The following is a 22971-nucleotide window of genomic DNA, read 5'->3' on the forward strand; positions in this document are numbered from 1 at the left end:
GTGTCCTCTCGCGACATTCGCCCGGCAACTATGGAGTGGGGAGTGAGGCCGCGTTCTGCAACGCCTGCCAGACCCGCGCCGGCGTCATGGGCATGGCGACCGCGATGCCGCCGAGCGCATCCGCGACGGCGTTGCCGATCGCGGCCGGCGCGCCGTTGGTTGGCAGCTCGCCCACGCCCTTGATGCCGAGCGGGTTGTTCGGCGTGGGCACATTGGCCAGCGCATGGGCGAAATCGGGCACGTCGTCGGCACGCGGCATCGCGTAGTCCATCAGCGTGGCCGCGAGCGGCTGCCCCTCGGCGTCGTAGCGCGCGTCTTCCATCAGGGCCTGGCCGGCGCCGGCGCAGAAGCCGCCATGCAGCTGTCCCGCGAGCAGCATCGGGTTCACCACCACGCCGGCATCGATGGCGGCGGAGAAGCGGTCCAGCCGCACGGCGCCAGTTTCGGGGTCGATCTCGACCTCGGCGATGGCGACGCCCGCAGGCCAGGATTCCACCGTCGTGTCGAATTCGGCGCAGCCGTCGATGCCACCGATCGCCGCGGCGAGTTCGAACAGGCCGATGTCGCGATCCGTGCCTTCGACGACGTAGCGGGCGTCGCGATAGGCGAGGTCGGCGGCGGCGACCTCCAGCTTTTCCGCCGCCGCCTCCATGCCGGCCGCGATTGCCGCATCCGCGGCGCGCTTGAGCGTCGCACCCGAGATGATGGTCGACGAGGACCCGCCGGTACCACCGCCGCGCGGCGCGCGCGCGGTATCGCCCTGCACCACGCGCACGCTCTCGGGTGCCACGCCGAGGGCGGCCGCCACAATCTGCGCATAGGCCGTGGCGTGGCCCTGGCCCTGGCTCTGCGTGCCGGTCACCGCCTCGATCACGCCATCGGCGCCGATGCGCAGGATCGAGGTCTCGTCGCCCCAGCCGCCGGTGCCGTGCAGGTGGCAGGCGAGGCCGAAGCCGCGGAGCATTCCACGCGCTTCGCTTGCGGCACGGCGCGCGGCGAAACCATCCGCATCGGCCTCGGCCAGCGCGGCATCGAGCAGTGCGGCGCAGTCGCCGCTGTCGTAGCGGAAGCCCAGCGCGGTGCGGTAGGGGAAGGCCTCGGCGGGGATGAGGTTGAGGCGACGCAGCGCGATCGGATCGCGCCCCGTCTCGCGCGCCGCCTGGTCGATCAGGGTTTCGAGCAGGATGAAGGCCTCGGGCTTGCCGGCGCCGCGGATGGCATCGACGGGCACCGTGTTGGAGAAGGCGCAGCGCAGCGCGATGGACGCGGCGGGAAAGGCGTAGAGGCCGGAGAGCACCTTCGCCATGCCCATCGTCGGGATGGTGGGCGCGACGGTCGAGACGAAGGCGCCGAAGTTGGCGGTGCCCTCCACCTTGATCGCGAGGAAGCGGCCCTCGGCATCGAGCGCGAGCGAGGCCTCCGCCACCAGGTCGCGCGCATGCGTGTCGCAGAGGTGGTGCTCGGTGCGGGACTGTTCCCAGCGGATGTCGCGGTGCAGCGCGCGCGCGGCGAAGGCGACCAGCGCCTGTTCCGGATAGGGCGGCAGCTTGGGGCCGAACCCGCCGCCGACATCCTCGCTGACCACGCGCAACGCCTCGCGCGGAATGCCAAGGATGGCGCAGACCACGCGCTGCACCAGATGCACGCCCTGCGACGGCGTGACGAGGGTGAGGGCGTCGCCCTCCCATCGCGCCAGCGCGGCACGCGTCTCCAGATAGCCGGCGACCACGCGGTTCCCGCGATAGGCGAGGCGCGAGACGTGCGCGGCGCGCGCGAAACCGGCGGCCACCGCCTCGGCATCGCCGCGCTGCCAGTCGCAGAGAAGGTTGCCCGGTGCCTCCGCATGGATCAGCGGCGCGCCGGGCGCGAGGGCGGCGTCGCCGGTCACCACGGCGGGCAGCGGCGCGTAGTCCACCACCACCGCCTCCGCCGCGTCGCGCGCCTGGGCGAGTGTGTCGGCCACCACCATCGCGACGATCTCGCCCACATGCCGCACCTTGCCGCGGGCGATGGGCGGTCGTGAGGGTTCGATATGCCGGGCGCCGCTGACACCGAAGATCTCCGAGACCGCCGGGTTGTGTCCGAGCGCCGCGGTCTCTGCCGCTGTGATCACCGCCGCGGCGCCGGGCATGGCGCGCGCTGCCGTGGCATCGACGGCGACGACCTCTGCATGCGCGTGCGGTGAACGCAGGAACACGACGTGCAGCGCGCCAGGTGCGGCCACATCCGCCGTGTAGCGCCCGCCGCCGATCAGTAGGCGCGCATCCTCCACCCGCCGCAGCGGCGCGCCCAGCCCAGGCAGGACATCATAGGCCATGCGCTCAGGCCGCCATGCGGTCGAGCTTGTCACGCAGGCGGTACCATTCCCCAATCACCGGCAGCACGAGCGATGGGTCGCCCTTGTAGAAGGCGCGCGTGGGGAAGTTCAGGCCATCGAGCGCGAAGGGTTCGTTCGCGGCACCTGCCATCTTCAGCGCCACGCGATGGCCGAGCCAGGTCGCCATCGCCACGCCGCTGCCCTGGCAGCCGGCCGCGTAGTGCACGCCCTTCTCGACGCCGATATGCGGCAGCGTGTCGAAGGTGAAGGCGACGTTGCCGCACCAGGCATGGGTGATGCGCACCTTCTCCAGTTCCGGAAAGCACGCGACCATCGCCGCGCGAAGCACCGGCGCGGCATCCGTCGCCGTCTGCGAGCGGAAGGAGGCGCGGCCGCCCCACAGCACGCGCTTGCCATCCGGCGAGGGCCGGAAATAGTTCAGCACGCGCTTGGTGTCGGAGATCATGCGGCGGCCCGGAAACAGCCGCTCGATGACCTCCTCGCCCAGCTCCTCGGTCGCGATGATGTAGCTCGCCAGCGGCACCAGTCGCCGCGCGAGCCAGGGCATGGCGGAGCCCTTCGCCTTGTCGAAGGAATAGCCGTTCGTCGCGACCAGCACCGCCTTCGTGCGCACCTCGCCGCGATCCGTCACCACGCGGAAGCCATCGCCATCGGGCAGTGTCTCCTTGACCCGCACGCCATCGACCAGGATCGCGCCCGCCTTGGCCGCCGCCGCCGCCAACCCGCGCGCGTATTTCCCCGGATGGATGCTGCCGGTCGCCGCCGCCGCCATGCCGCCGTGATAGAGGTCGGAGCCTAGCATCGTGTGCTGTTCCGCGCGTGGCACCATGCGCGTCGGCAGCCCCGTCACCTCCGCCACGAACGCCGCCTTCGCCTCAAGTCCGGCATAGTGCTTCGGCGTCCATGCGGGCACATACCGGCCGCAGCGCACGTAGTCGCACTCGATCCCCTCGCGCGCGATCGTCTCCTCGATGAAGGGGAAGCTTGCGGCCGCGGCCTCGGCCAGGCGCCGCGCGCCCTCCTTGCCATGCGTCGCCTCCAGCGCGCCGGAGGCCACCTTCAGCCCGCCCGACACCATCCCGCCATTGCGCGAGGATGCGCCCCAGCCGATGCGCTCGGCGTCGATAACCACCGGCGTGATGCCCAGCCGCCGCAGGGTCAGCGCCGCGGAGAGCCCGGCATAGCCGCCGCCCACGATCACGACCTCGGCGCTGTCGGGCAGGTCCCCGGCACGGGCGACGGACTCGGCCGCCTCCCACCACCAGGGTTTTTCCGCGAAATCATCGGCGAAGATCGACAAGGCCACGCGCAAAACCCCTTCACGCCGCGCGCCCGTCGCGCTTCACTCGGCGTCAGGGAAGATTCACGCCGGCGGCTCCAGGCTGCAAGGGGAGAGTGCGTGATGCGCGATGATGAAATTCAATCATTCCACCAGGATTGCGTGGAACTCGCGCAGGAGAAGCACGCGCGCGGTCAGCTCTCGCGCCGCCAGCTGATGCAGGCGATGGCGGCGCTCGGCGGCGCAGGGCTGGCCACCGCGTCAGCCCACGCCCAGGGCACGCCGCGCGAGCTGGTGATGGTCAACTGGGGCGGCCTTGCGAACCAGGGTTTTGGGAATTTCTACGGCGACCCCTTCGCCGCCGAGAACCCCGGTTGGCGCGTGGTGCAGGACAGCTCCGGTCCCGCGACCGGGCGCATCCGCTCCATGGTCGAAAGCGGCCGCGTCGCCTGGGATCTGTGCGACAGCTCCGCGAGCGGTGCGAAGCTGCTCGGCGGGCTGAACCTTGCCACGAAGGTGGATTATTCCATCGTCGACCGCGCCAACGTCATCGCGCCCGTCTTCGCGCTGGAATACGGCGCGGCCCCCTATTCCTTCAGCTCCGTGCTTTGCTACGACAGCTCCAAACTCCCCACCCCGCCGACCGGCTGGGCGGATTTCTGGAACCTCCAGCGCTTCCCCGGCACGCGGCTGCTGCGCCGCGACGCGGTGTGCTCGCTCGAAGCCGCGATGATCTCGATGGGCCGCCCGGCCTACCCCATCGACGTGCGCGCCGCGATGCGCCGCGTGGGCGAGCTGCGCCGCAACCTGGTGTTCTGGACCAATGGCAGCGAGAGCGAGCAGCTGATGCGCACCGGCGAGGCGGTGATGGGCCAGGTCTGGCACACCCGCGCTTCCGTGCTTGAGCGCGAGAGCAACGGCCGCATCAAGTTCATCTGGAACCAGGGCATCCTGCAACCGGGCATCTTCGTCATCCCGCGCGGAAATCCGGGTGGGGTGATGGCGCAGCGCCTGCTCGGCAGCATGCTGGCCAAGCCCGAGCCCCAGGTCGGGCTGCTCGGCCTGCTCGGCAATGGCCCGACCAATCCGCGCGCCGCGGCGTTGGTCCCCGCGGAGCTCAAGCGCTTCAACCCGACCGACCCGGCGAATGAGCGCCAGCAAGTGGCGATCGATGGGAATTGGTGGGGCGACAACTACCAGCAGGTGAACGCGGACTTCATCGACGCCATCACCGGCTGATGCAGCGCACATCGAAGGAGGCTGCGCCTTGAGCCAGGCGCATGCGCTCTCACTGGTGGGCCTCACCAAGCGCTATGGCAGCTTCACCGCCGTGAATGACGTCTCGCTCGACGTCGCGCAGGGGCAGTTCCTCACGCTGCTCGGGCCGTCGGGCAGCGGCAAGACGACCATCCTGATGGCGATCGCGGGCTTCGTCGCGCCGAGCGCCGGCGCGATCCTGCTCGATGGCCGCGAGATCACGCCGCTGCCGCCGGAGAAGCGCGATTTCGGCATGGTGTTCCAGGGCTATGCGCTGTTCCCGCATATGACGGTTGCGGAGAACCTGGCCTTCCCGCTGCGCGTGCGCGGGATGGAGCGCGCGGAGCGCGACACGAAGATCCGCGCGACGCTGGATCTGGTGCAGCTCAGCCAGTTCGCGGAACGCCGGCCGTCGCAGCTTTCCGGCGGGCAGCAGCAGCGCGTGGCGCTCGCCCGCGCGCTGGTGTTCGAGCCGAACCTGCTGCTGCTGGACGAGCCGCTCTCGGCGCTGGACAAGAAGCTGCGCGCGGAATTGCAGGATGAGCTGAAGACCCTGCACCGGCGCATCGGGCGCACCTTCATCAACGTGACGCACGACCAGGAGGAGGCGATGTCGCTCTCCGACACGGTCGCCATCCTGAACCACGGCAAGCTGATCCAGATCGGCGCGCCGGATGCGCTGTATGACCGACCGCGCACGCGCTTCGTCGCGGGTTTTCTGGGTAAGTCAAACATGATCTCTGGGCGCATCGCGGAGCGCATCGGCGCCACCGCGCGTGTCAGCGTGGGCGCCACCACGCTCACGCAGCGCCTCGCCACCGGTGCGACCGGCGACACGGTGCTGCTCTCGCTCCGCCCCGAACGAATCGCGCTGCTGGGCGACGGCGAGACGGCGGAGAACATGGTCGAAGGCCACGTCAGCGCCTGGTCCTACCTCGGCGCCGGACACAGCCTGACGGTCGAGACCACGGACCTCGGTTCCCTGCGCCTGACGCTGCCGACCTGGCGCGCGCCCTTCGCGCCCGCGGAGGGCCTGACGCTGCGGCTCGGCTGGCCGTCCGATGCCGCCGCGCCCGTCGAGGATGATGGCGATGAGTAGCGCCGTCCTCACGACGCGCGCCGCGGTGCCGGCGCCGGTGCCGCGGCACTTCGCCAATGCCGGCTGGTACGCGCTGATCCTGCCGGCGTTCCTCCTGATGACGGCGATCTACGTCGCGCCCATCCTGCAGGTGCTGGCGATTTCCGTCACTGAGCCCACAACCGGCTTGGACAATTACGAACGCCTGCTCACCAATGCCGGCGTGCAGCGCGCCATCGTGACGACGCTGCGCATCGGGCTGATCACCACCGCCATCGCGTTGCTCCTCGGCTATGTGCTCGCCTACGTGGTGGCACTCGCCTCGCCGGCGGCGCAGCGCTGGTGGCTGTTGGCCGTGCTGGTGCCGCTCTGGATCAGCGTGCTGGTGCGCGCCTTCGCCTGGGTGACGCTGCTGCGCCGCCAGGGGCTGGTGAACCAGGGGCTGATGAATGCCGGCATCATCGACGCGCCGCTCGCGCTGGTATGGAACGAGTTGGGCATCGTCATCGGCATGGTGCACTACATGGTGCCCTACGCGGTGCTGCCGATGCTGGCCTCGATGCGGGAGATTGACCCGCGGCTTCTCGCCGCCGCGCGTGGCCTTGGGGCGTCCCGCTTCACGGTGTTCCGGCGCGTGTTCTTCCCGCTCTCGGCACCAGGGCTCGCGGCATCCGGCGTGCTGGTGTTCATCTTCTCGCTCGGCTTCTACATCACGCCCGCGATCCTCGGCGGCGGCCGCACGCTGATGGCGGCCGAGTGGATCAAGATGCAGATCCTCGACATCGTGCGCTGGGGGATGGGCGCGATGCTGGCGACCGTGCTGGTGATCGCTATTCTCACCACGCTCGCCGTGTTCTCGCGCGTGGTGAACCTCAAGCGCCTATTCGGGGCAGGCGCATGACGGGCGGGTATGGCCCGGGGCCTTTCGCGCGGACCCTCGCGTGGATGGCGGTGATCTACCTGGTGCTGCCCATCACCATCGTTATTCCCGTGAGCTTCACCGACCAGCGCTTTCTCTCGCTCCCGCGCGACGGCCTCAGCCTGCGCCACTACGAGAACCTGATCACGTCAGCGCCTTGGCTCTCCGCCATCGGGCAGAGCGCGATGATCGCGGTGGTGTCCACCCTGCTGGCCGTGATCGCCGGAACGCTGTGTGCCATCGGCTGCTGGCGCATCGGCAATCGCACCACCGAATGGCTGCGCGCGCTGATGCTGCTGCCGCTGATCATCCCGTCCATCGTCTATGCGGTGGGGCTGTATCGCTATTTCGGCGCGCTGGATCTGCTCGGCACCTTCCTGGGCGTGGTGCTCGCGCATGGCGTGACCGGCATTCCCTACGTGGTCATCACCGTCTCGGCGGCGCTGTCCTCCTTCGACCCGCGGCTGGAGCAGGCGGCCCGCGGCATGGGGGCTTCGCTGTCGCAGACCTTGCGCTGGGTGATCCTGCCGCGCATCGCGCCGGGCATCGCCTCGGGTGCGATCTTTGCCTTCATCCATTCCTGGGATGAGCTGGTGATGGTGCTGTTCATCGCGAGCCGCAGCATCGTCACCCTGCCGCGAAAAATCTGGGACGGGATCAACGAGAATGCGGACCCGACGATGGCGGTGGTCGCGGTGCTGCTGATCGTGCTGACGCTCAGCCTGCTGCTGCTGGACGGCGCGTTGCGCAAGCGCCGCGACGCCTGATCATTGCATCGCGGCGATGCCGGCCAGCACCTCGGCCACCGGCAGCACATCCGCGTACTTCACCTTCATGTCGTAGAGGTTGGCGAAATGCGGGCCCTCATGCCGGTCGGCCACCGCCTCCTCCGGCACGATCATGCGGAAGCCGCAGGACAGGCCTTCCACCACCGTGGCGCGCACGCAGCCGGAGGTGGAGCCGCCGGTCACCACCACCGTATCCACCCCGTGGTAGGTGAGCAGCGATCGCAGATGCGTCTCGAAGAAGGCCGAGGCCATGCGCTTCTTGATCACCGTGTCGGCCCGATGGATCTCGAGGCGCGGATCGAACGCCGCGCGCGGTGACCCGTCGCGGATGTTCTGCAAGCTGTCCGGCGTGTCCGTCCGCGTGCCCCAGACGCCGCAATCCGCGCCACCCTCAGCATAGGCGACATAGGTCCACACCACGGGAAACCCCTTCGCGCGGCACGCGGTGGCCAACGCATTCATGTGCGCGCATTGCTGCGGATCGGTCTCGTAGGCCGTCGCAGGGAACTGGGCAGGATCGGTGTAGGCGCATTGCGGATCGACGTTGACGAGTGCCGCGCGCTGGCCGAAGCCGAAGCGCTTGCGCGGCTCCAGCGCCAGGTAGAGCTGGCGGGCGGACATGTCGGACAGGATCACGGCGTGCTCCGGGTTTCAGGCGGCGAGGAACTCGTTCCACTTTTCGGTATAGTATTCGAGGTTCGCCGGGCGCGTGTTCCACACGTAGATCTTCGACGCGCGGTCGGTCAGCGACCCGCCATCGCGCCCTTCCCCACCATAGACGGAGCGCTGGAGCTCCGGGCTGAGGAACTCGCCGTAATTGTCGAAGGTGGAGAAATACCCGATCTCGGATTGGCGCGCGCCGGGGAAGCCGCTGGCCCAGAAGTTCAGCCATTCATAGGCGGAATCGAGGTCGCGGCAGTTCTCGGAAATGCCGTAGCCGTTGCACCAGGCGCGATAGCCTTCCTTCGCCACCGCATAGCGCATCGGCACGCCGCGCGAGGCGACCTCCACCACCACCGGCCACCAGGCATCGGCGATCCAGACTTCCTCCGACGCCATCAGGTTGACCAGCTCGCCATAGGCCCGCCAGAGCGCGCGGAAATGGCCCTCGCGCTTCTTCTCCTTCAGGAACGCCACCACGGTATCGACCTCGGAATTGGTGAGGCCCGTGGGGTTCGTCGTCGCCGGCAGCAGGCCGATTGCCTGCATCCCGAGGGCCGCATCCAGCATCCCCAGCCAGTCGATCCCGTAGAGCGCGACCTTGCCGCGCCAGCGCGGATTGAACAGCTCGCCCCAGGAGACAGTGTTGTTCTCGGCGGGGATATGGCGGGCGTTGTAGCCGATGGAATCCATCTGGAAGAAGGCGGGCATCAGCTTCGCCTTCGTCCGCCCCGCATCCGAATACATCATCCGCCCCGGATTGGCGCCGAGACCCAGCGGCGCCTCGGCATTGATGCGCCCTTCGCGCAGCACCGGATGCAGGCGGTTCCAGTTCGGGATGCGCGAAATGTCGATGTCCTTCAGCAGGCCCTCGCTTGCCCCATAGGCTGCGAAGGGCGCGTCCGTCGTCACCACGTCGACCTGCGCGGTGCGGATGCGGTCCATGCGCGCCTGCGTCGAGGGGTTCACCCAGGGGCGCGGCGTGATGGAGGTGCGGCGCTGGAACTCGCGCAGGATCGGGTCGCGCATGTCGTAGCTGGCACCCGCGAGGGAGAGGGTGCGCGCCTGCGCCATCGTCGCGGGCGGGATCATCAGGGCGGGTGCGGCCAACATGGCCCGGCGAGAGATCGTCATGCGGTGCTCCTCGGTGAAGGGTTCAACCCCGCCGCATCGAGCGGCGGATCAGGGCAAGGCTGCCAATGCAGGCGAGGATCGCGAAGAACGACGTCACCGTCGTCGCGGTGCCGATGGCGTAGAGCTCCGGCGTCAGCTGCCGGTCCATCTGCGCGAGCACCGCCAGCGGCAGCGTCTGGTCGGCGCCGGTGGTGAACATGCTGCGCGCGAACTCGTCGTAGGACAGTGAAAATCCGAACAGCGCCGCCCCAATGATGCCCGGCAGCACGATTGGGAAGGTGATGCGCTGGAATGCGACCCAACGCGTAGCGCCCAGCGTAAGAGCCGCCTCCTCGATCCGCGCATCGAAGCGGTTGAAGATGGCGAGCATCGCCATGAAGCCGAAGGGCAGCGTCCAGCTCACATGAACAAGGAAGGCGGTGCCGTTCCAGGACGGCTCGACGCCCAGCATCCGCGCCATCAGCGCGACGCCGAAGCCCACCAGCAGCCCCGGCGCCATGATGCCCAGCAGCAACAGGTAGAAGAACGCATTGTGCCCGCGGAACTTGCCGCGCATCGCCTGCGCCGCCGTCACAGCCAGAACCGTCGTCACCGCCGAGCACGCGAGCGCGAGCACAAAACTGCGCCACAGCGGCGGCTTGAAGTCGTTCATGATCGAGGCGTCCCACAGCTCCCGATACCAATGCAGCGAGACGCCGTTCATCGGGAACGTTGTCCCGCCCGTGGGGCCGGAGAAGGACAGCAGCGACAAGGTCGCAATGGGCATCCACTGATACAGCAGAAAGCCCACCGTCAGCGTCCCCAGCGCCCACCCCGTCAGCCGCGAGCGCATGCGCCAATCCATGGCGTTCAGGCCCCCAGCTTTCGGATGTCGACGACGCGCATCGCCGCGACGACACCGATCAGCATGCATGCCATCAGGATCACGGACACGACGGCGGCCGCCCGGATCTGCGCACCCTCATAGAAATTCAGGATGAGGTTCGCGAGCAGCGCGATCTTGTTTCCGCCGATGGTGGCCACGGTGGCGAAATCCGCCATCACGTTGAGGAAGACCAGCACCTGGCCGATCACCACGCCGGGCAGCGTCAGCGGGAAGATGATGCGCCAGAACACCACGCCCGGCGGCGCCTTCAGCGTCATCGCCGCCTCGCGCAGGGCGGGCGGGATCTGCGCCAGCATGTACACCACCGGCCCGCTCGCCATCAGCGTGTAGAGCGAGACCTGCGCCATGGAGATGCCCGTGCGCGAGTAGAGGAACACCTCCACCGGCCGGTCGATCAGCCCCAGGCCCATCAGCGCGTTGTTGATCACCCCATTGGTGCCGAGGAACGGCACCCAAGCGATCGCGCGGATCAGCGCGGAGGTCCAGAACGGGATGATGAAGGCCAGGAACAGCGCGGTGCGCAGCTTCGCGTTGCGCACCTTCACCACCAGGAAATACGCGATGCAGTAGCCGAGCACGCCGCAGATCGCCATCAGCGTCGCGGTATGGATCAGCGTCTGCACGATCAGGTTCATGTAGGTCTGGTTGCCGAAGAACCGCGTGTAATTGTCCAGCACCAGCGGCGAGGCGGCGGAGAACTGCCTGCCCCCCCAGAACGACACCCACAGGATCAGCAGCGCCGGCACCACCACCGCACACAGCATCCACAACGCCGCCGGCACCGCGAGCCAATAGGCGGCCGGCGAGCGGATGCGGATGGTGCTCATGCGGGCGCGCCCTCATGCAGCATGCCGTCCTCGGTGCGCCAGCCGAGCACGGCTTCCTCGCCCACGCGCAGATAGGCGGGCTCGGCGCCGAACTGGTCGAGTTTTATGACCTCCCCATCCGGCCGCGCGAGGATATAGCGCCGCACCGAGCCGAAATACTCCACCGTCTGGCAAGTGAGCGTCATGCGGTTGTGCCAAGCCGCCTCTGGCGTCGGCCGCAGCCGTTCCGCCCGCACCGAGAAGGACGCGGCACTGCCGAGGGTCGGCACCGCGCCCAGCAGCGGAACCTCGAATTCGCCCAGCGCCGTGCGCACCAGCGCCTGGTCGCGCACCATCCCGGCAATGGTGCCGCGGAACACGTTGTTGCCTTGCACGAACCCCGCGACGAAGGGCGTGCGCGGGCGCTGCAGGATATCCTCCGGGCTGCCCTGCTGCTCGATCTTCGCGTGGTTCATCACCACCACGTGGTCGCCGAGCGAAAACGCCTCGTTCTGGTCATGCGTGACCCAGATGAAGGAGATGCCCGTCCGCCGCTGCAGCGCCTTGAGTTCGATCATCACCGTCTCGCGCAGCGAATAGTCCAGCGCGCCGATCGGCTCATCGAGCAGCAGCAGCCGCGGCTCGGTGATCATCGCGCGCGCGAGGGCGACGCGCTGCTTCTGCCCGCCCGAGAGGGATGCCGGCTTGCGGTCGGCGAAGGGGGTGATCTCGAAGGCCTTGAGAACCTCCGCCACGCGCCGCGCGACCTCCGCCTTCGGGCGCTTGAGCATCTCCAGGCCGAAGCCGACCTGCTTGGCCACACTCATGTGCGGGAACAGCGCGAAATCCTGGAACATCATCGCGATGTCGCGCTGCCAGGGCGCGTCGCGCGTGACCTCGCGCCCGCCGATCAGGATGTCGCCGTCATCGGGCTCCTCGAGGCCGGCGATGCAGCGCAGCGTGGTGGTCTTCCCGCACCCCGAAGGGCCGAGCAGACACACGAACTGCCCCTTCGCGATCTGCAGCGACACGCCATCCACCGCGACGAAGCTGCCGAAGCGCTTGCGCAGGTTGCGCAGCTCCAGGTCCAGCTGCGCGAGGACCGGCGCCTCCGGCATCAGGCGGCCTTCATCACGTGCTGGCGGCTTTTCATCAGCGGCTGGATGCGGGTGCCGAACTGCTCCATGCCGATCAGGTAGTCGTCGAAGGTCAGCATCACGCCGCGCAGGCCGGGTGTCTCGGCCAGCATGTCCATGTGCGTGGCGATCGTCTCGTAGGACCCGATCAGGCGCAGCATGTTGGTGGGCACGCGGTCCGAGCGCACCATCCGCCCCACCGTCGAATGCGCCTCCGCCTTCACGTCGGCCGCGGCCTGCGCATCGCGCCAGGCGAGCGCCTCGAGGTCGGTGCCATCGACGTAGTGGTCCCACTTGGCCATGGCGGCCTCGTCGGTCTCGTCGGCGATGATCATCATCAGCAGCATCGCGTCGCAATGCGCGCCGGCCGTCGCATTCGCCGCCATTAGACGCTCGGTGTGCGGGGCCACCTTGGTGACGTCGTTGATGCCGCCCGCACTGATGAAATTGTAGTCCGCGTATTCGGCCGCGAACCGCATCCCGCGCGCCGATTGCCCGGCCGAGATGACCTCGATCTTGCGGGTGGGCCTGGGGCTCACGCGGCAATCCGTCATCTGGAAATACTCGCCCTTGAAATCGGACCGGCCTTCGGCCCAGAGGTCCTTCATCACCCGGACGTACTCGGAGCAGTACTCGTAGCGCTTCGAGAAATATTCCTCGCCGGGCCAGGTGCCCATCTGCTCGTACTCGGCCTTCTGCCAGCCCGAGACGATGTTCACCCCGAAGCGGCCATGGCTGATGGAATCGATCGTCACCGCCATGCGAGCCAGCACCGCCGGCGGGATCGTCAGCACCGCCACCGAGGCGAACAGTTTTATCCGCGTGGTCACGGCCGCAAGGCCCGCCATCAGCGTGAAGCTTTCGAGGTTGTGGTCCCAGTATTCGGAAGGCCCGCCGAAGCCGCGCAGCTTGATCATCGAGAGCGCGAATTCGAAGCCGTATTTCTCCGCCTTCTCCGTCACCGCGCGGTTCAGGTCGAAGCTCGGCATGAATTGCGGCGAGGTGGTGGAGATCAGCCAGCCATTGTTGCCGATCGGGAGGAAGACACCGATGTCCATGGAGGAACCCACTCTTTCGCGCTGTGCCGCGAAGGCTAGGCGCCGCGCCCGGCGCGCGGCAACGCGGAAACCCCGACCGGGCATCCCAAATTCCCCGAACAGCGTGGTGGCGGGGCATTTTGCGTGCAGCATCGCCGCTGCGTGACCAAATCGGTGGCACCCCTGCGACCGTCCGCACCCCTGGACGGCGCTGGCGCGAGCGTGAATGCTGCGCCAACGACGGAGATCCCGCCCCATGACCCGCGCCATCCTGGGCGTCACGCACAGCCCGCCGGGCTTCATCCTTCCGCCAGGCGCCTGCGACTGCCACACGCATGTGTTCGGCCCCGCTGCGCGCTTCGCCTTCGCGCCGCGGCGCCTCTACACGCCCGATGATGCGCTGGTCGAGGACCTCTTCGCGCACCAGCTCGCCCTCGGGCTCGAACGCGTGGTGATCGTGCAGCCGAGCCCCTATGGCACCGACAATGCCGCGACGCTCTGGGGCATGCGGGCGCTGGGTCCGCAGCGCGCGCGCGGCGTCGCGGTGATCGGTCCGGAGACCAGCGATGCGTCCCTCGCCGCGATGGACGCGGCCGGGATCCGCGGCGTGCGGCTGAACCTGCAGACCGCGGGCGAGAACGACCCCGTCGCGGCCCGCGCCATGCTCGCGGCAACCGCGGCGCGCGTCGGGCCGCTGGGCTGGCACATCCAGGTCTTCACCAACCTCGCGATGATCGAGGCGCTGTCGGCGGATATCGCGTCCCTCGGCCTGCCCGTCGTGATCGACCACATGGGCGCGGCGCGGGCGGAGCTCGGCCTCGGCCAGCCGGGCTTCGCGGCCATGCTCGCGCTGGTCGGCGCCGGGCATGCCTATGTGAAGCTGTCGGCGCCGCATCGCATCTCCACGCTGCCCGGCTACCCCGACGCCGCGACGATCACGCGCGCGCTGATCGCGGCCAATCCCGCGCGCATGCTGTGGGGCAGCGACTGGCCGCATCCCGGCGGGTCGGCGCGTGGCCAGACGGACCTCGCGACCATCGAGCCGTTCCGCCCCGAGGATGACGGCGCGGGCCTGTCGCGGCTCGCCAGCTGGGTCGAGCGCGACGCGGCGTTGCTGCGGGCGATCCTCGTCGACAATCCCGCACGCCTCTACGGGTTCTGACCCATGCGCCGGCGTTCCCTCATCGCGGCGCTCGCCGCCCCTGCCGTGCTGCACGCGCAGGAGCCCTGGCCGGTGCGCCAGCCGCGCATCATCATCCCCTTCGCGGCCGGCGGCCCACAGGATCCGCCGGCACGCATCATCGCGGAAAAACTCGGCCAGCGCCTGGGCGCGACCTTCATCGTGGAGAACCGCCCCGGCGCCGGCGGCGGCCTCGGCGCACAGCAGGTGGCCAATGCGGCGCCGGATGGCGGGACGCTGCTGTTCATCTCCTCCTCCATCGCCATCATCCCGACCCTGCAGGCGGCACTCCGCTTCGACCCGGTGCGCGACCTCGCGCCGCTCTCGCTCATCTGCGACGTGCCGGCGGCGCTGGTCGTGCGCACCGATTCGCCGTTCCGGACGCTCGCCGAACTGCTCGCCGCCGCGCGCGCCGCACCCGATCGCTACACCTATGCCTCGGGCGGCGTGGGCTCCGCGAACCACCTGGCGGGCGCGCTGTTCGCGGCGCTTGCGGGCATCGAACTCACCCATGTGCCCTATCGCGGCATCGCGCCGGCGATGACCGCGATCTATGCCGGCGAGATCGACCTCGCCTTCGGCTCGACGCTGGAGGTCCTGGCGCATGCGCAGCAGGGCCGCGTGCGCATGCTCGGCACCTCGTTGCCCGAGCGCCTGCCGGAGACGCCCGACATCCCCGCCATCGCCGAGCAGGTGCCCGGCTACGCCGCGCCCAACTGGTTCTCGATGTTCGCGCCGAAAAACCTGCCGCAGGCACTCGCGGCGCGCCTGGTCGGCGAGCTCGCCGCCCTGCGCGAGGATGCGGACCTGCGCGCGCGCCTCGCGGTCGGCGCGGCGCAGCTGCGCCTCGACGGTCCGGTGCCGCTCGCCGCACGCCTGGCCGATGACGTCGTGAAGTGGCGCGGCCTGATCGAGCGGGTCGGCATCCGCGCCGAGTGAGGGGGGTGAAACTCCGGTAATTTCGCCGCGTTTCGACCGGCGACCTTTCATGGAGATCGAAGATGAAGATGCTGGCCCTGCTGATCGCCCTCGCCGTGCCGCTGGCCGGCTGCGTCAGCTTCTCGAGCTCGAACCCGCCGCCGCCGCGCGAGACGGTCGTCGTTCCGCGCTGAGCGGCCTTTCAGCAGCGCTCAGCTGAGTGCGCGGGCCGCCGCCATCACCTGGCTCGCCAGGAGAACCCCATTGGGGTTGATCGGCAGGCCCGCGGACCGCAGCGCATCGGCCGTCCAGGTGTTGCAGGTATAGGTGGCGGCGTAGCGCAGCCGCGTCCCGTAGAACAGGCTGCCCTCATAGGGGCCGGGCGCGATGGGTCGGGTCGCCTCGATCTGTTCGTCGAGGAAGCGGAGCAGCGCTTCCCGCCCCGCCGTCGAGACGGCCAGCCCCACCTGCTCGTCGCCGGCGAAGGCGCGCTCGGGCGGGCTCGGCAGGCCGGTCACCAGCAACGCGGCGGGGCCGCCGAACAGCGCGTTCAGCATCGGCAGCGGCCCGCGCGCATCCTCGGTGAACCAGGCGCGGTCGCCGAACCCGACCGAGAGCCAGGCGGCATTGGGCAATTCTCGCGCAACCACCTCGAGCCGCGGCGGCAGCGCCCTTGCCTCGAACGCCACGTCGGTGTGCCAGCTTCGCCGCACCACGCTCAGGGCTTCGGCGCAGGCGCAATCCGGCGCGCCGGCGAATTGCGGGGGGTCGAGCCTGCTGCAGGCCAGGAGCGGCATGGCGGCCAGCACTGCGCGTCGCGTCGGTCCTGGCATCATGTCCTTCCTACGCCGGGCGGCGCGTACCGGATGCGTGGCGTAGGCCGAGGGCCGGCGTCACGCCGCATTTGGTCCCGGCCCGCTTGGCGCTATGATGCCCGCAAATGCCATGGGGATGAACCACATGGCGGGGACCTACGGCCATGCTGAGCGAAGACCCGCACCACGCCGCGACCAGCTGGCTCGCCGCCTTCGACGCGGCGCTCGCCGCGGGCGATGCGGCGACGGCCGCCGCGCTGTTCCTGCCGGACGGGCATTGGCGGGACCTGCTCGCCTTCGGGGCGGATTTCACCACCGTCAGCGGCGTGGATGCCATCGCGCGGCGGCTGGGCGAAACGCTGCCCCGCATCGCGCCGCGCGACCTCCGTCTCGACCCTGCCCGCACCGCGCCGCGCCGCGTCATGCGCGCCGGTGAGAGCGTGGTCGAGGCGATCTTTGCCTTCGACACCGCGACCGGGCCCGCCAATGGCGTGCTGCGCCTGATCCGTACGGCCGAAGGCCCGCGCGCCTGGACTCTGATGACCGCGCTCGACGGCCTGCACGGTAAGCCCGAGGGCACGCCCGATTCCGTCCACGGCACGCGGCAGTTCAGCGGCGACAACTGGGCCGACCGGCGCGAGAAGGCGCGCGCCTATGCCGACCGCGACCCCGCCGTCATCGTCATCGGCGCCGGCCAGGCCGGGCTCGCCATCGCCGCGCGGCTCGGCGCGATGGGCGTCGACACGCTGGTCATCGACCGCCATGCGCGCGTGGGCGACAACTGGCGCAAGCGCTACCACGCCCTGACGCTGCACAACGAGGTGCACGTCAACCACTTTCCCTACATGCTGTTTCCGCCGACCTGGCCGGTCTATATCCCCAAGGACAAGCTCGCCAACTGGTTCGAGGCCTATGCCGAGAGCATGGAGCTGAACGTCTGGACGGGCACCGAACTCGCCGGCGGCACCTATGACGACGGCGCGGCGTGCTGGCAGGTGACGCTGCGGCGCGATGACGGCAGCGAGCGCGTGATGCGCCCGCGCCACCTGGTCTTCGCGACCGGCGTCAGCTCCATCCCCATCATCCCGAAGCTGCCCGGCCTGGACAGCTTCGCCGGCACCACGATGCATTCCGGCGCCTTCCTCTCCGGCGCGGAATGGGGCGGCAAGCGCGCGCTGGTGCTCGGCACCGGGACCAGTGGCCATGACGTCGCGCAGGACCTCCAGGCGAACGGCGCCGAGGTCTCCATCATCCAGCGCAACCCAACCTATGTGGTCAGCCTGAAGGAAGCCCAGGCGGTCTATGCCCTGTACGGCGAGGGCGTGCCGATCGAGGATTGCGACCTGCTCGCCACCGCCTCCCCCTACCCCGTGCTGCGGCGCGCCTACCAGCTCTCCACCGCGCGCTCGGCCGAGATCGACAAGGCGATGATCGAGGGCCTCACCGCGCGCGGCTTCCAGTTCACGCTCGGCGAGGATGAAACGGGCTTCCAGATGATGTATCTGCGTCGCGGTGGCGGGTACTACTTCAACGTCGGCTGCTCCGAACTCATCGCCAAGGGCAAGGTCGGCCTGCTGCAATATGCCGATATCGAAAGCTTCGTCCCCGATGGCGCGCGCATGCGCGACGGACGCATCGTCCCGGCCGAGCTGATCGTGCTGGCGACCGGCTACAAGAGCCAGCAGGAGGTGGTGCGCCTGGCCCTCGGCGACGCCATCGCCGACAAGGTCGGCCCAGTCTGGGGCTTCGATCCAGGGGGCGAGCTGCGCAACATGTGGCGCCCGACGCCGCAGCCGGGGCTGTGGTTCACCGCCGGCAGCCTGGCGCAGAGCCGCATTTATTCGAAGTACCTGGCGCTGCAGATCAAGGCGCGCGAGCTGCCGCACGAATAACGGAGCGCACGGCGTCGTGCACGGCGGCGTCATCGGCCCGCCACGGTGGCGGCACTATATCGCCATCTACGTTGTGGCATATGCGACCGCGTCGGGGGTCTTCCCGATTCGCCCAATTTTAAGAAATCCAATGTTAGCCGAGACCATGGCCCAGACTGAGAAGACCCGCACCAAGGCCGCGCCGCCCGCCGGCGAACGCGCCGCCATTGCGATCGTGGAGCCACCGGCGATGCCTCTGACCTACGGGTCGTGGATGGAGCTGGGCCTCGCAGCGCGGCAGTTGATGGCCGCGTCCCAGCCCGTGGTCGCCGCGGCAGCGCCCGCACGACGCCGCCGGCAGGCCAGCGTGCAAACCTGAACCGCGTCCGGCGCCGCCGCCTGGTGGCGGCGCCTCGACGAAGGCGTCAGCGCTGGATCAGCTCGATCTTGTAGCCGTCCGGATCCTCGACGAAGGCGATGATCGTGGTGCCGAACTTCACCGGCCCGGCCTCGCGCGTCACCTTGCCGCCGCCGTTGCGCACCGCCTCGCAGGCCGCCGCGACGTCCGGAACGCCGACCGCGAGGTGGCCGAAGGCATTGCCCATCTCGTAGCTGTGCACGCCGTAATTGTAGGTGAGCTCGATCACCGCCTGCTCGTTCTCCTCGGCGTAGCCGACGAAGACCAGCGTGTACTTGCCGTCGGGCACGTCGCGGCGGCGCAGTTCCTTCATGCCGAGCAGTCTCGTGTAGAAGGCGACGCTCCGGTCGATGTCGCCGACGCGGATCATGGTGTGCAGCATGCGTCCCTGCATGGGGATCACTCCTGGTTCGGATTGGCCGGATCGAAGGCGAGCAGGAACAGGCCCGCCGCCTCCGCCGCCGCGACCGTCGCGGCACGTTCCATGAGAATAGTGCCGTCCGCCTCGAAGGCCACCCCCCGCAGCCCGGCCGCCGCTGCGCCCGCGATGGTCTGCGGGCCGATGGTGGGCAGGTCCACCAGGCGCGACTGGCCGGGCTTCACCCGCTTCACCAGGACCCCGCCCGGCCCGTCGCGCCGCAATTCGCCGCAGCGCACGATCAGCGCGTCGGTCCCCTCGATCCCCTCGACGCCGAGCACCAGCCCCTGCTGCACCACGACGGACTGGCCGACATCGACGGCGCCGAGCGCGCCCGCGACCTCGATGCCGCGCGCGATGTCACCGCGCGCGAGGTCGTCCGGCACGGTGCCGGCGAGCAGCCCGGCCTTGGGCAGCAGCCCCTCGATCAGGTCCTGGGCGCCGATGACCTCGATGCCCTCCTCCTGCAGCACCTTGATCACCGCCTGATGGATGGAATCATCGCCCCGGAAGGCGGCGAGGCCAATCCTCGCGAGAATGCGCAGCCCGGCGGCGTCGGGCATGAGCGAGAGCACCGACGGCCGGCGCATCTGGCCGCCCATCACCAGTTCCCGCACGCCGGCTTCGCGCAGCCATTCCAGGGCCTGGCCGATCTGGCCGAAGCGCAGCTCGATGGCGCGGTGGGGTGCGAAATCCTCGGCCTTGGCAAAGCCCGATATGGCGACGACATGCACTTGCCGCCCCTGCGCCGCGGCGGCCTCCGCCAGGCGATGCGGGAGCCCGCCGCCGCCGGCGAACATGCCGAGCGGCGCGGGCGCGCTCATCCGCCCGCGGCCTCGTCTTCTTCCTCGGTGATCGGGTCGCGGCCGGCCTTGCACAGCCCCCGCTTCGTCGGCGCCGCGATGAAGGCCAGCACCTCGGCGACCTGCGCGTCGCCCGCGAAGCGTTCCGCCGCGATCACCAGCCGGTCGGCGAAGATGCCCGGCTCGCGGAACAGAAGCCGGAACAGCGCCCGCAGCGCATGGATCTGCGGGCGCGAATAGCCCCGCCGCTTCAGCCCGATCAGGTTCAGCCCGATATGCCGCGCGCGGTTGCCCATGGCCGAGCCATAGGGAATGACATCCGCCTCGACCCCGCTCATGCCGCCGATCACCGCATGCCGGCCGATGCGCACGAACTGGTGGATCGCGGTCCCGCCGCCCACGAACACCGTGTCACCGATGGTCACGTGCCCGCCCAGCATCACGTCATTGGCCAGGATCACGTTGCGAGCAAGCGTGCTGTCATGTCCGACATGCGCGGTCGCCATGATCATGCAGTCCGGCCCGATCGTGGTGACACCGACACCGCCCACACTGCCGCGATGAATGGTCGCGCCCTCGCGCACCAGGGTGCGCGCGCCGATGATGCAGCGCGTCGGCTCGCCCTTGTATTTCAGGTCCTGCGGCGCCAGCCCGATGGTGGCGAAGGGAAACACGCGCACCCCTTCGCCGAGCTCGGTGTGGCCATCGACGGCGACATGCGAGACGAGCTCGACGCCATCGGCCAGGCTGACATCGGGCCCGACGGTACAGAACGGCCCGATGGTCGCGCCATCGGCGATGCGCGCGCCGGGCGCGATGATGGCACTGGGGTGTATGGGCATTGTCTACCGATCCAGGATCATCGCGCCGAAATTCGCCTCGGCCACCAGCACGCCATCGACGCGCGCCTCGCCGTTGAACTTCCACACATTGCCGCGCTTGCGCTCGCGCACCACCCGCACCCGAAGCTGGTCGCCGGGACCGACCGGCTTGCGGAACTTCGCATTCTCGATGGTCATGAAATAGACCAGCTTGCCCATCGCGTGCTGGCCGAGGCTTTCCACCACCAGCACGGCCGCCGTCTGCGCCATGCACTCGATGATCAGCACGCCGGGCATCACTGGTTCCTGCGGGAAGTGGCCCTGGAAGAAATGCTCGTTGATGGTGACGTTCTTGATGCCGACGCAGCTCTCGTCGAGCTTCACCTCGACGATGCGGTCGACCAGCAGGAAAGGATAGCGGTGCGGGATCGCGCGCATGATCCGCGCGATGTCGAAGGTGCCAAGTGGGGCTTCGCCTTCGCCATCGTGCGCCTTCACGGCGTCATCCAAGTGACGCGCCTTCCCTTCATCATTCTGGTGACGCGCCTTTGCGCGATCTTCCGTCTCGCTCTCCATGCGCCGCTAGCCCTGTTCCCGTGTCCCGTCGTTCCGTTCGGAATCTGTGCGACCCTGACCAGCCACCTTCTGCACCGCGGCCTTGCGCTCGGCCTCGATGGCAGCCGTTGCGAGCCGGCGGAGTACGGCGATCTGGCGCCATTTCTCCCGCGAAGGCTGCGCCGGGCTGCCGAGCACATCGGTGCCCGCCTCGACATCCTGCATCACGCCGGCCTGGGCGCCGATCCGGGCGCGGTCACCGACCGTGACATGCCCCGCGATCCCGCCCTGCGCCGCGACGACGACGTAGTCGCCCAGCGTCACCGACCCCGCGATCCCGGCCATGGCGACGATGACGCAGCCCTTGCCGAGGCGCACGTTGTGGCCGATCTGCACCAGGTTGTCGAGGCGGCAGCCGGGCCCGAGCACGGTGTCGCCGCCCGATCCGCGATCCACCGTGGAATTGGCGCCGATCTCGCACCCGTCGCCCAGGATCACCCGGCCGACCTGCGGCACCGTGACGTGGCGCCCGGTTGTCGCATCGGTCGCGAAGCCGAAGCCCTCGCCGCCGATGCGCGCGCCGGCGTTGAGCACGACCTCGTCTCCGGCGATGGCGTGGCAGATCGAGGCATGGCTGTGGATGCGGCAGCGCGCGCCGAGCACGACGCCCGCACCGACCACGGCATGGGGTTCGAGGATGCACCCCTTCCCCAGCACCGCGCCGGCGCCGACCACTGCATAGGCGCCGATCTCGCAGCCTTCGCCGATCTCGGCGCCGGCCCCGATGACCGCGCCCGGATGCACGCCCGGCCGCGCCTTGGGCTGCGGATGGAACAGCGTCGCGACGCGGGCGAAGCCCAGATAGGGCTGCGACGTCACCAGCGGAATGCAGCCCGCGGGCACTTTCCCGGCCATCGCCGCCGCGATGACGACGGCGCCGGCGCGCGAGGTGGCAAGTGCGGCGGCGTAGCGGCGGTTGTCGAGGAAGCTCACATCATCCGGGCCCGCGGTCTGCAGCGGCGCGACGCCGGCGAACAGGCGCGCCCCGTCCGGAACATCGCCGGCGCCGGCTGCGGCGGCAATCGCCGCCAGGCTGTGCGGACCCGCTGTCGCGAAGAAACGCGGGTCCGCAGCCATTCGCTCAGTTCCGGCGGGGCGGCGCGGGGGGCGCGGTCGGCGCCGGCGGAGCGGTCGGGCGCGGCGTGGCGGGCGGGGTGGCGGCCGCGGCCGGCACGCCTTCCTCGGGCGGCATGGCGACGCGCGTCAGCGACGCGTTCAGCCGCTGGGCCACTTCCTCGGTGAGGTCGAAGCCGGCATCGTTGAAGATCACCACGCCGCGCGGCAGCATCATGTTGATGTTGCGGCTGGACGCGACCTGGCGGATCACCACGCCGAGGGCCTGCTCGATCTGGCTGAGCGCCTGCTGCGCGGCCTGCTCGATGCCGCGCTGGCGGTCGCGGAAGATGCGCTGCGCATCGGTGATGCGGTCCTGCAGCTCACGCTCGCGGTTGCGCAGCTGTTCGGCGGTGAGCGTCGCGCGCTCGGCGCCCAGGCGCTGCTGCTCCTCGCGCCAACGGCCCTGCTCGCGCTGCAGGTCGTCGTTGAGGCGGGTACGGCGGCGCTCGATTTCCTCGCGCACCTGGGTGAAGGCGTTCGAGACGCGCTGCACCTCGGGCACGTCGACGATGCCGATGATGGCAGTGGGCGGCTGCTGGCCCGGGGGAAGCGGGGGCGGCGCATCAGTGCGCACCGGGCCGCTCTGCGGCGGGCGCTGGGGCGATTGCGGCGGCCGCTGCTGGGCCTGGCCGCGCGGTGGCTGACCGCCCGGCGGCTGCGTGCCCTGGGGCGGGCGCT

Annotated in this window: 23 protein-coding genes; 8 read left to right on the plus strand and 15 right to left on the minus strand. The window is 69.6% G+C overall.

The annotated features are described in order from the left end of the window. Positions 1-28: 28 nt before the first annotated feature. A complete protein-coding gene (locus GXW79_RS12665) occupies positions 29-2317 on the minus strand; it encodes a xanthine dehydrogenase family protein molybdopterin-binding subunit (protein ID WP_211874759.1) in 2289 nt (762 codons plus the stop codon). A 4-nt stretch (positions 2318-2321) separates the two neighbouring features. Continuing rightward, positions 2322-3644 carry an NAD(P)/FAD-dependent oxidoreductase gene (locus GXW79_RS12670; RefSeq protein ID WP_211874760.1) on the minus strand — a complete coding sequence of 441 codons (1323 nt, stop codon included), beginning with the start codon at positions 3642-3644 and terminating at the stop codon, positions 2322-2324. Positions 3645-3740: 96 nt separating this feature from the next. Here GXW79_RS12670 and GXW79_RS12675 point away from each other — a divergent pair, with 96 nt between their 5' ends. From GXW79_RS12675 to GXW79_RS12690, 4 genes are read left to right on the plus strand one after another with little or no spacing between them, the layout of a single operon-like run. Beyond that, complete coding sequence (locus GXW79_RS12675) at positions 3741-4856, plus strand: extracellular solute-binding protein (RefSeq protein ID WP_211874761.1); 1116 nt, start codon at positions 3741-3743, stop codon at positions 4854-4856. Positions 4857-4884: 28 nt separating this feature from the next. Continuing rightward, a complete protein-coding gene (locus tag GXW79_RS12680) occupies positions 4885-5973 on the plus strand; it encodes an ABC transporter ATP-binding protein (protein WP_246503962.1) in 1089 nt (362 codons plus the stop codon). Then, positions 5966-6853: an ABC transporter permease gene (locus tag GXW79_RS12685; protein WP_211874762.1), complete on the plus strand. Its 888-nt coding sequence runs from the start codon at positions 5966-5968 to the stop codon at positions 6851-6853. The genes GXW79_RS12680 and GXW79_RS12685 overlap by 8 nt, the downstream gene beginning before the upstream one ends. Before the next feature lie 44 nt (positions 6854-6897). Continuing rightward, complete coding sequence (locus GXW79_RS12690; RefSeq protein ID WP_246503963.1) at positions 6898-7638, plus strand: ABC transporter permease; 741 nt, start codon at positions 6898-6900, stop codon at positions 7636-7638. Here the strand turns inward: GXW79_RS12690 and GXW79_RS12695 are convergent, their stop codons facing one another. From GXW79_RS12695 to rutA, 6 genes are read right to left on the minus strand one after another with little or no spacing between them, the layout of a single operon-like run. After that, the gene (locus tag GXW79_RS12695; RefSeq protein ID WP_211874764.1) at positions 7639-8295 is read right to left on the minus strand and encodes an isochorismatase family protein; all 657 of its coding nucleotides are present in this window, start codon (positions 8293-8295) and stop codon (positions 7639-7641) included. Between the two features lie 15 nt (positions 8296-8310). Beyond that, positions 8311-9453: an ABC transporter substrate-binding protein gene (locus GXW79_RS12700; RefSeq protein WP_211874765.1), complete on the minus strand. Its 1143-nt coding sequence runs from the start codon at positions 9451-9453 to the stop codon at positions 8311-8313. Positions 9454-9475: 22 nt separating this feature from the next. Next, positions 9476-10285 carry an ABC transporter permease gene (locus tag GXW79_RS12705; protein ID WP_211874766.1) on the minus strand — a complete coding sequence of 270 codons (810 nt, stop codon included), beginning with the start codon at positions 10283-10285 and terminating at the stop codon, positions 9476-9478. Positions 10286-10302: 17 nt separating this feature from the next. Then, positions 10303-11166 (minus strand): ABC transporter permease, encoded by an 864-nt coding sequence (locus GXW79_RS12710; RefSeq protein ID WP_211874767.1) that lies wholly within the window; start codon positions 11164-11166, stop codon positions 10303-10305. After that, positions 11163-12263, minus strand: coding sequence for an ABC transporter ATP-binding protein (locus GXW79_RS12715; protein WP_211874768.1), 1101 nt, complete (start codon positions 12261-12263; stop codon positions 11163-11165). Before GXW79_RS12715 ends, GXW79_RS12710 begins: the two co-directional genes overlap by 4 nt. Beyond that, the gene (gene rutA, locus GXW79_RS12720; RefSeq protein WP_211874769.1) at positions 12263-13339 is read right to left on the minus strand and encodes a pyrimidine utilization protein A; all 1077 of its coding nucleotides are present in this window, start codon (positions 13337-13339) and stop codon (positions 12263-12265) included. Before rutA ends, GXW79_RS12715 begins: the two co-directional genes overlap by 1 nt. 235 nt (positions 13340-13574) lie before the next feature. On the opposite strand from rutA, the gene GXW79_RS12725 reads away from it, so the two are divergent. Both GXW79_RS12725 and GXW79_RS12730 read left to right on the plus strand, forming a co-directional pair. Continuing rightward, complete coding sequence (locus GXW79_RS12725) at positions 13575-14480, plus strand: amidohydrolase family protein (RefSeq protein WP_211874770.1); 906 nt, start codon at positions 13575-13577, stop codon at positions 14478-14480. Between the two features lie 3 nt (positions 14481-14483). Next, positions 14484-15437 (plus strand): Bug family tripartite tricarboxylate transporter substrate binding protein, encoded by a 954-nt coding sequence (locus tag GXW79_RS12730; RefSeq protein WP_211874771.1) that lies wholly within the window; start codon positions 14484-14486, stop codon positions 15435-15437. A 191-nt stretch (positions 15438-15628) separates the two neighbouring features. Here the strand turns inward: GXW79_RS12730 and GXW79_RS12735 are convergent, their stop codons facing one another. Continuing rightward, positions 15629-16252, minus strand: coding sequence for a DUF2459 domain-containing protein (locus GXW79_RS12735; protein WP_211874772.1), 624 nt, complete (start codon positions 16250-16252; stop codon positions 15629-15631). A gap of 143 nt (positions 16253-16395) precedes the next feature. On the opposite strand from GXW79_RS12735, the gene GXW79_RS12740 reads away from it, so the two are divergent. Together GXW79_RS12740 and GXW79_RS12745 are read left to right on the plus strand one after the other, a co-directional pair. After that, complete coding sequence (locus tag GXW79_RS12740) at positions 16396-18123, plus strand: flavin-containing monooxygenase (protein WP_211874773.1); 1728 nt, start codon at positions 16396-16398, stop codon at positions 18121-18123. 145 nt (positions 18124-18268) lie between these two features. Next, positions 18269-18481, plus strand: coding sequence for a hypothetical protein (locus tag GXW79_RS12745; protein ID WP_211874774.1), 213 nt, complete (start codon positions 18269-18271; stop codon positions 18479-18481). 46 nt (positions 18482-18527) lie between these two features. Here the strand turns inward: GXW79_RS12745 and gloA are convergent, their stop codons facing one another. From gloA to GXW79_RS12775, 6 genes are all read right to left on the minus strand, one after another. After that, on the minus strand, positions 18528-18914 hold the full coding sequence (gloA, locus tag GXW79_RS12750) for a lactoylglutathione lyase (RefSeq protein WP_211874775.1): 387 nt from the start codon (positions 18912-18914) through the stop codon (positions 18528-18530). A 5-nt stretch (positions 18915-18919) separates the two neighbouring features. After that, positions 18920-19762: an LpxI family protein gene (locus GXW79_RS12755; RefSeq protein WP_211874776.1), complete on the minus strand. Its 843-nt coding sequence runs from the start codon at positions 19760-19762 to the stop codon at positions 18920-18922. Continuing rightward, the gene (gene lpxA / locus GXW79_RS12760; protein ID WP_211874777.1) at positions 19759-20583 is read right to left on the minus strand and encodes an acyl-ACP--UDP-N-acetylglucosamine O-acyltransferase; all 825 of its coding nucleotides are present in this window, start codon (positions 20581-20583) and stop codon (positions 19759-19761) included. The genes GXW79_RS12755 and lpxA overlap by 4 nt, the downstream gene beginning before the upstream one ends. A 3-nt stretch (positions 20584-20586) precedes the next feature. Then, complete coding sequence (gene fabZ / locus GXW79_RS12765) at positions 20587-21060, minus strand: 3-hydroxyacyl-ACP dehydratase FabZ (protein WP_456315833.1); 474 nt, start codon at positions 21058-21060, stop codon at positions 20587-20589. Between the two features lie 84 nt (positions 21061-21144). Continuing rightward, positions 21145-22254, minus strand: coding sequence for a UDP-3-O-(3-hydroxymyristoyl)glucosamine N-acyltransferase (gene lpxD / locus GXW79_RS12770; RefSeq protein WP_211874779.1), 1110 nt, complete (start codon positions 22252-22254; stop codon positions 21145-21147). 4 nt (positions 22255-22258) lie between these two features. Next, a partial coding sequence (locus GXW79_RS12775) for an OmpH family outer membrane protein (RefSeq protein ID WP_211874780.1) occupies positions 22259-22971 on the minus strand: 713 nt, incomplete at its 5' end.

It is taken from the genome of Plastoroseomonas arctica, assembly GCF_018128965.1.
Taxonomy (GTDB): Bacteria; Pseudomonadota; Alphaproteobacteria; order Acetobacterales; family Acetobacteraceae; genus Plastoroseomonas; species Plastoroseomonas arctica.

Excerpts from the sequence above, each read along its gene's own strand:
- GXW79_RS12715 (WP_211874768.1), bottom strand. The coding sequence starts at position 12,263 with ATGCCGGAGGCGCCGGTCCTCGCGCAGCTGGACCTGGAGCTGCGCAAC.
- GXW79_RS12685 (WP_211874762.1), top strand. The coding sequence starts at position 5,966 with ATGAGTAGCGCCGTCCTCACGACGCGCGCCGCGGTGCCGGCGCCGGTG.
- GXW79_RS12735 (WP_211874772.1), bottom strand. The coding sequence starts at position 16,252 with ATGATGCCAGGACCGACGCGACGCGCAGTGCTGGCCGCCATGCCGCTC.
- gloA (WP_211874775.1), bottom strand. The coding sequence starts at position 18,914 with ATGCAGGGACGCATGCTGCACACCATGATCCGCGTCGGCGACATCGAC.
- GXW79_RS12710 (WP_211874767.1), bottom strand. The coding sequence starts at position 11,166 with ATGAGCACCATCCGCATCCGCTCGCCGGCCGCCTATTGGCTCGCGGTG.
- GXW79_RS12740 (WP_211874773.1), top strand. The coding sequence starts at position 16,396 with ATGCTGAGCGAAGACCCGCACCACGCCGCGACCAGCTGGCTCGCCGCC.
- GXW79_RS12665 (WP_211874759.1), bottom strand. The coding sequence starts at position 2,317 with ATGGCCTATGATGTCCTGCCTGGGCTGGGCGCGCCGCTGCGGCGGGTG.
- GXW79_RS12730 (WP_211874771.1), top strand. The coding sequence starts at position 14,484 with ATGCGCCGGCGTTCCCTCATCGCGGCGCTCGCCGCCCCTGCCGTGCTG.
- GXW79_RS12755 (WP_211874776.1), bottom strand. The coding sequence starts at position 19,762 with ATGAGCGCGCCCGCGCCGCTCGGCATGTTCGCCGGCGGCGGCGGGCTC.
- GXW79_RS12705 (WP_211874766.1), bottom strand. The coding sequence starts at position 10,285 with ATGCGCTCGCGGCTGACGGGGTGGGCGCTGGGGACGCTGACGGTGGGC.
- rutA (WP_211874769.1), bottom strand. The coding sequence starts at position 13,339 with ATGGACATCGGTGTCTTCCTCCCGATCGGCAACAATGGCTGGCTGATC.
- lpxA (WP_211874777.1), bottom strand. The coding sequence starts at position 20,583 with ATGCCCATACACCCCAGTGCCATCATCGCGCCCGGCGCGCGCATCGCC.
- GXW79_RS12700 (WP_211874765.1), bottom strand. The coding sequence starts at position 9,453 with ATGACGATCTCTCGCCGGGCCATGTTGGCCGCACCCGCCCTGATGATC.
- GXW79_RS12675 (WP_211874761.1), top strand. The coding sequence starts at position 3,741 with ATGCGCGATGATGAAATTCAATCATTCCACCAGGATTGCGTGGAACTC.
- GXW79_RS12690 (WP_246503963.1), top strand. The coding sequence starts at position 6,898 with ATGGCGGTGATCTACCTGGTGCTGCCCATCACCATCGTTATTCCCGTG.
- GXW79_RS12745 (WP_211874774.1), top strand. The coding sequence starts at position 18,269 with ATGGCCCAGACTGAGAAGACCCGCACCAAGGCCGCGCCGCCCGCCGGC.
- GXW79_RS12725 (WP_211874770.1), top strand. The coding sequence starts at position 13,575 with ATGACCCGCGCCATCCTGGGCGTCACGCACAGCCCGCCGGGCTTCATC.
- lpxD (WP_211874779.1), bottom strand. The coding sequence starts at position 22,254 with ATGGCTGCGGACCCGCGTTTCTTCGCGACAGCGGGTCCGCACAGCCTG.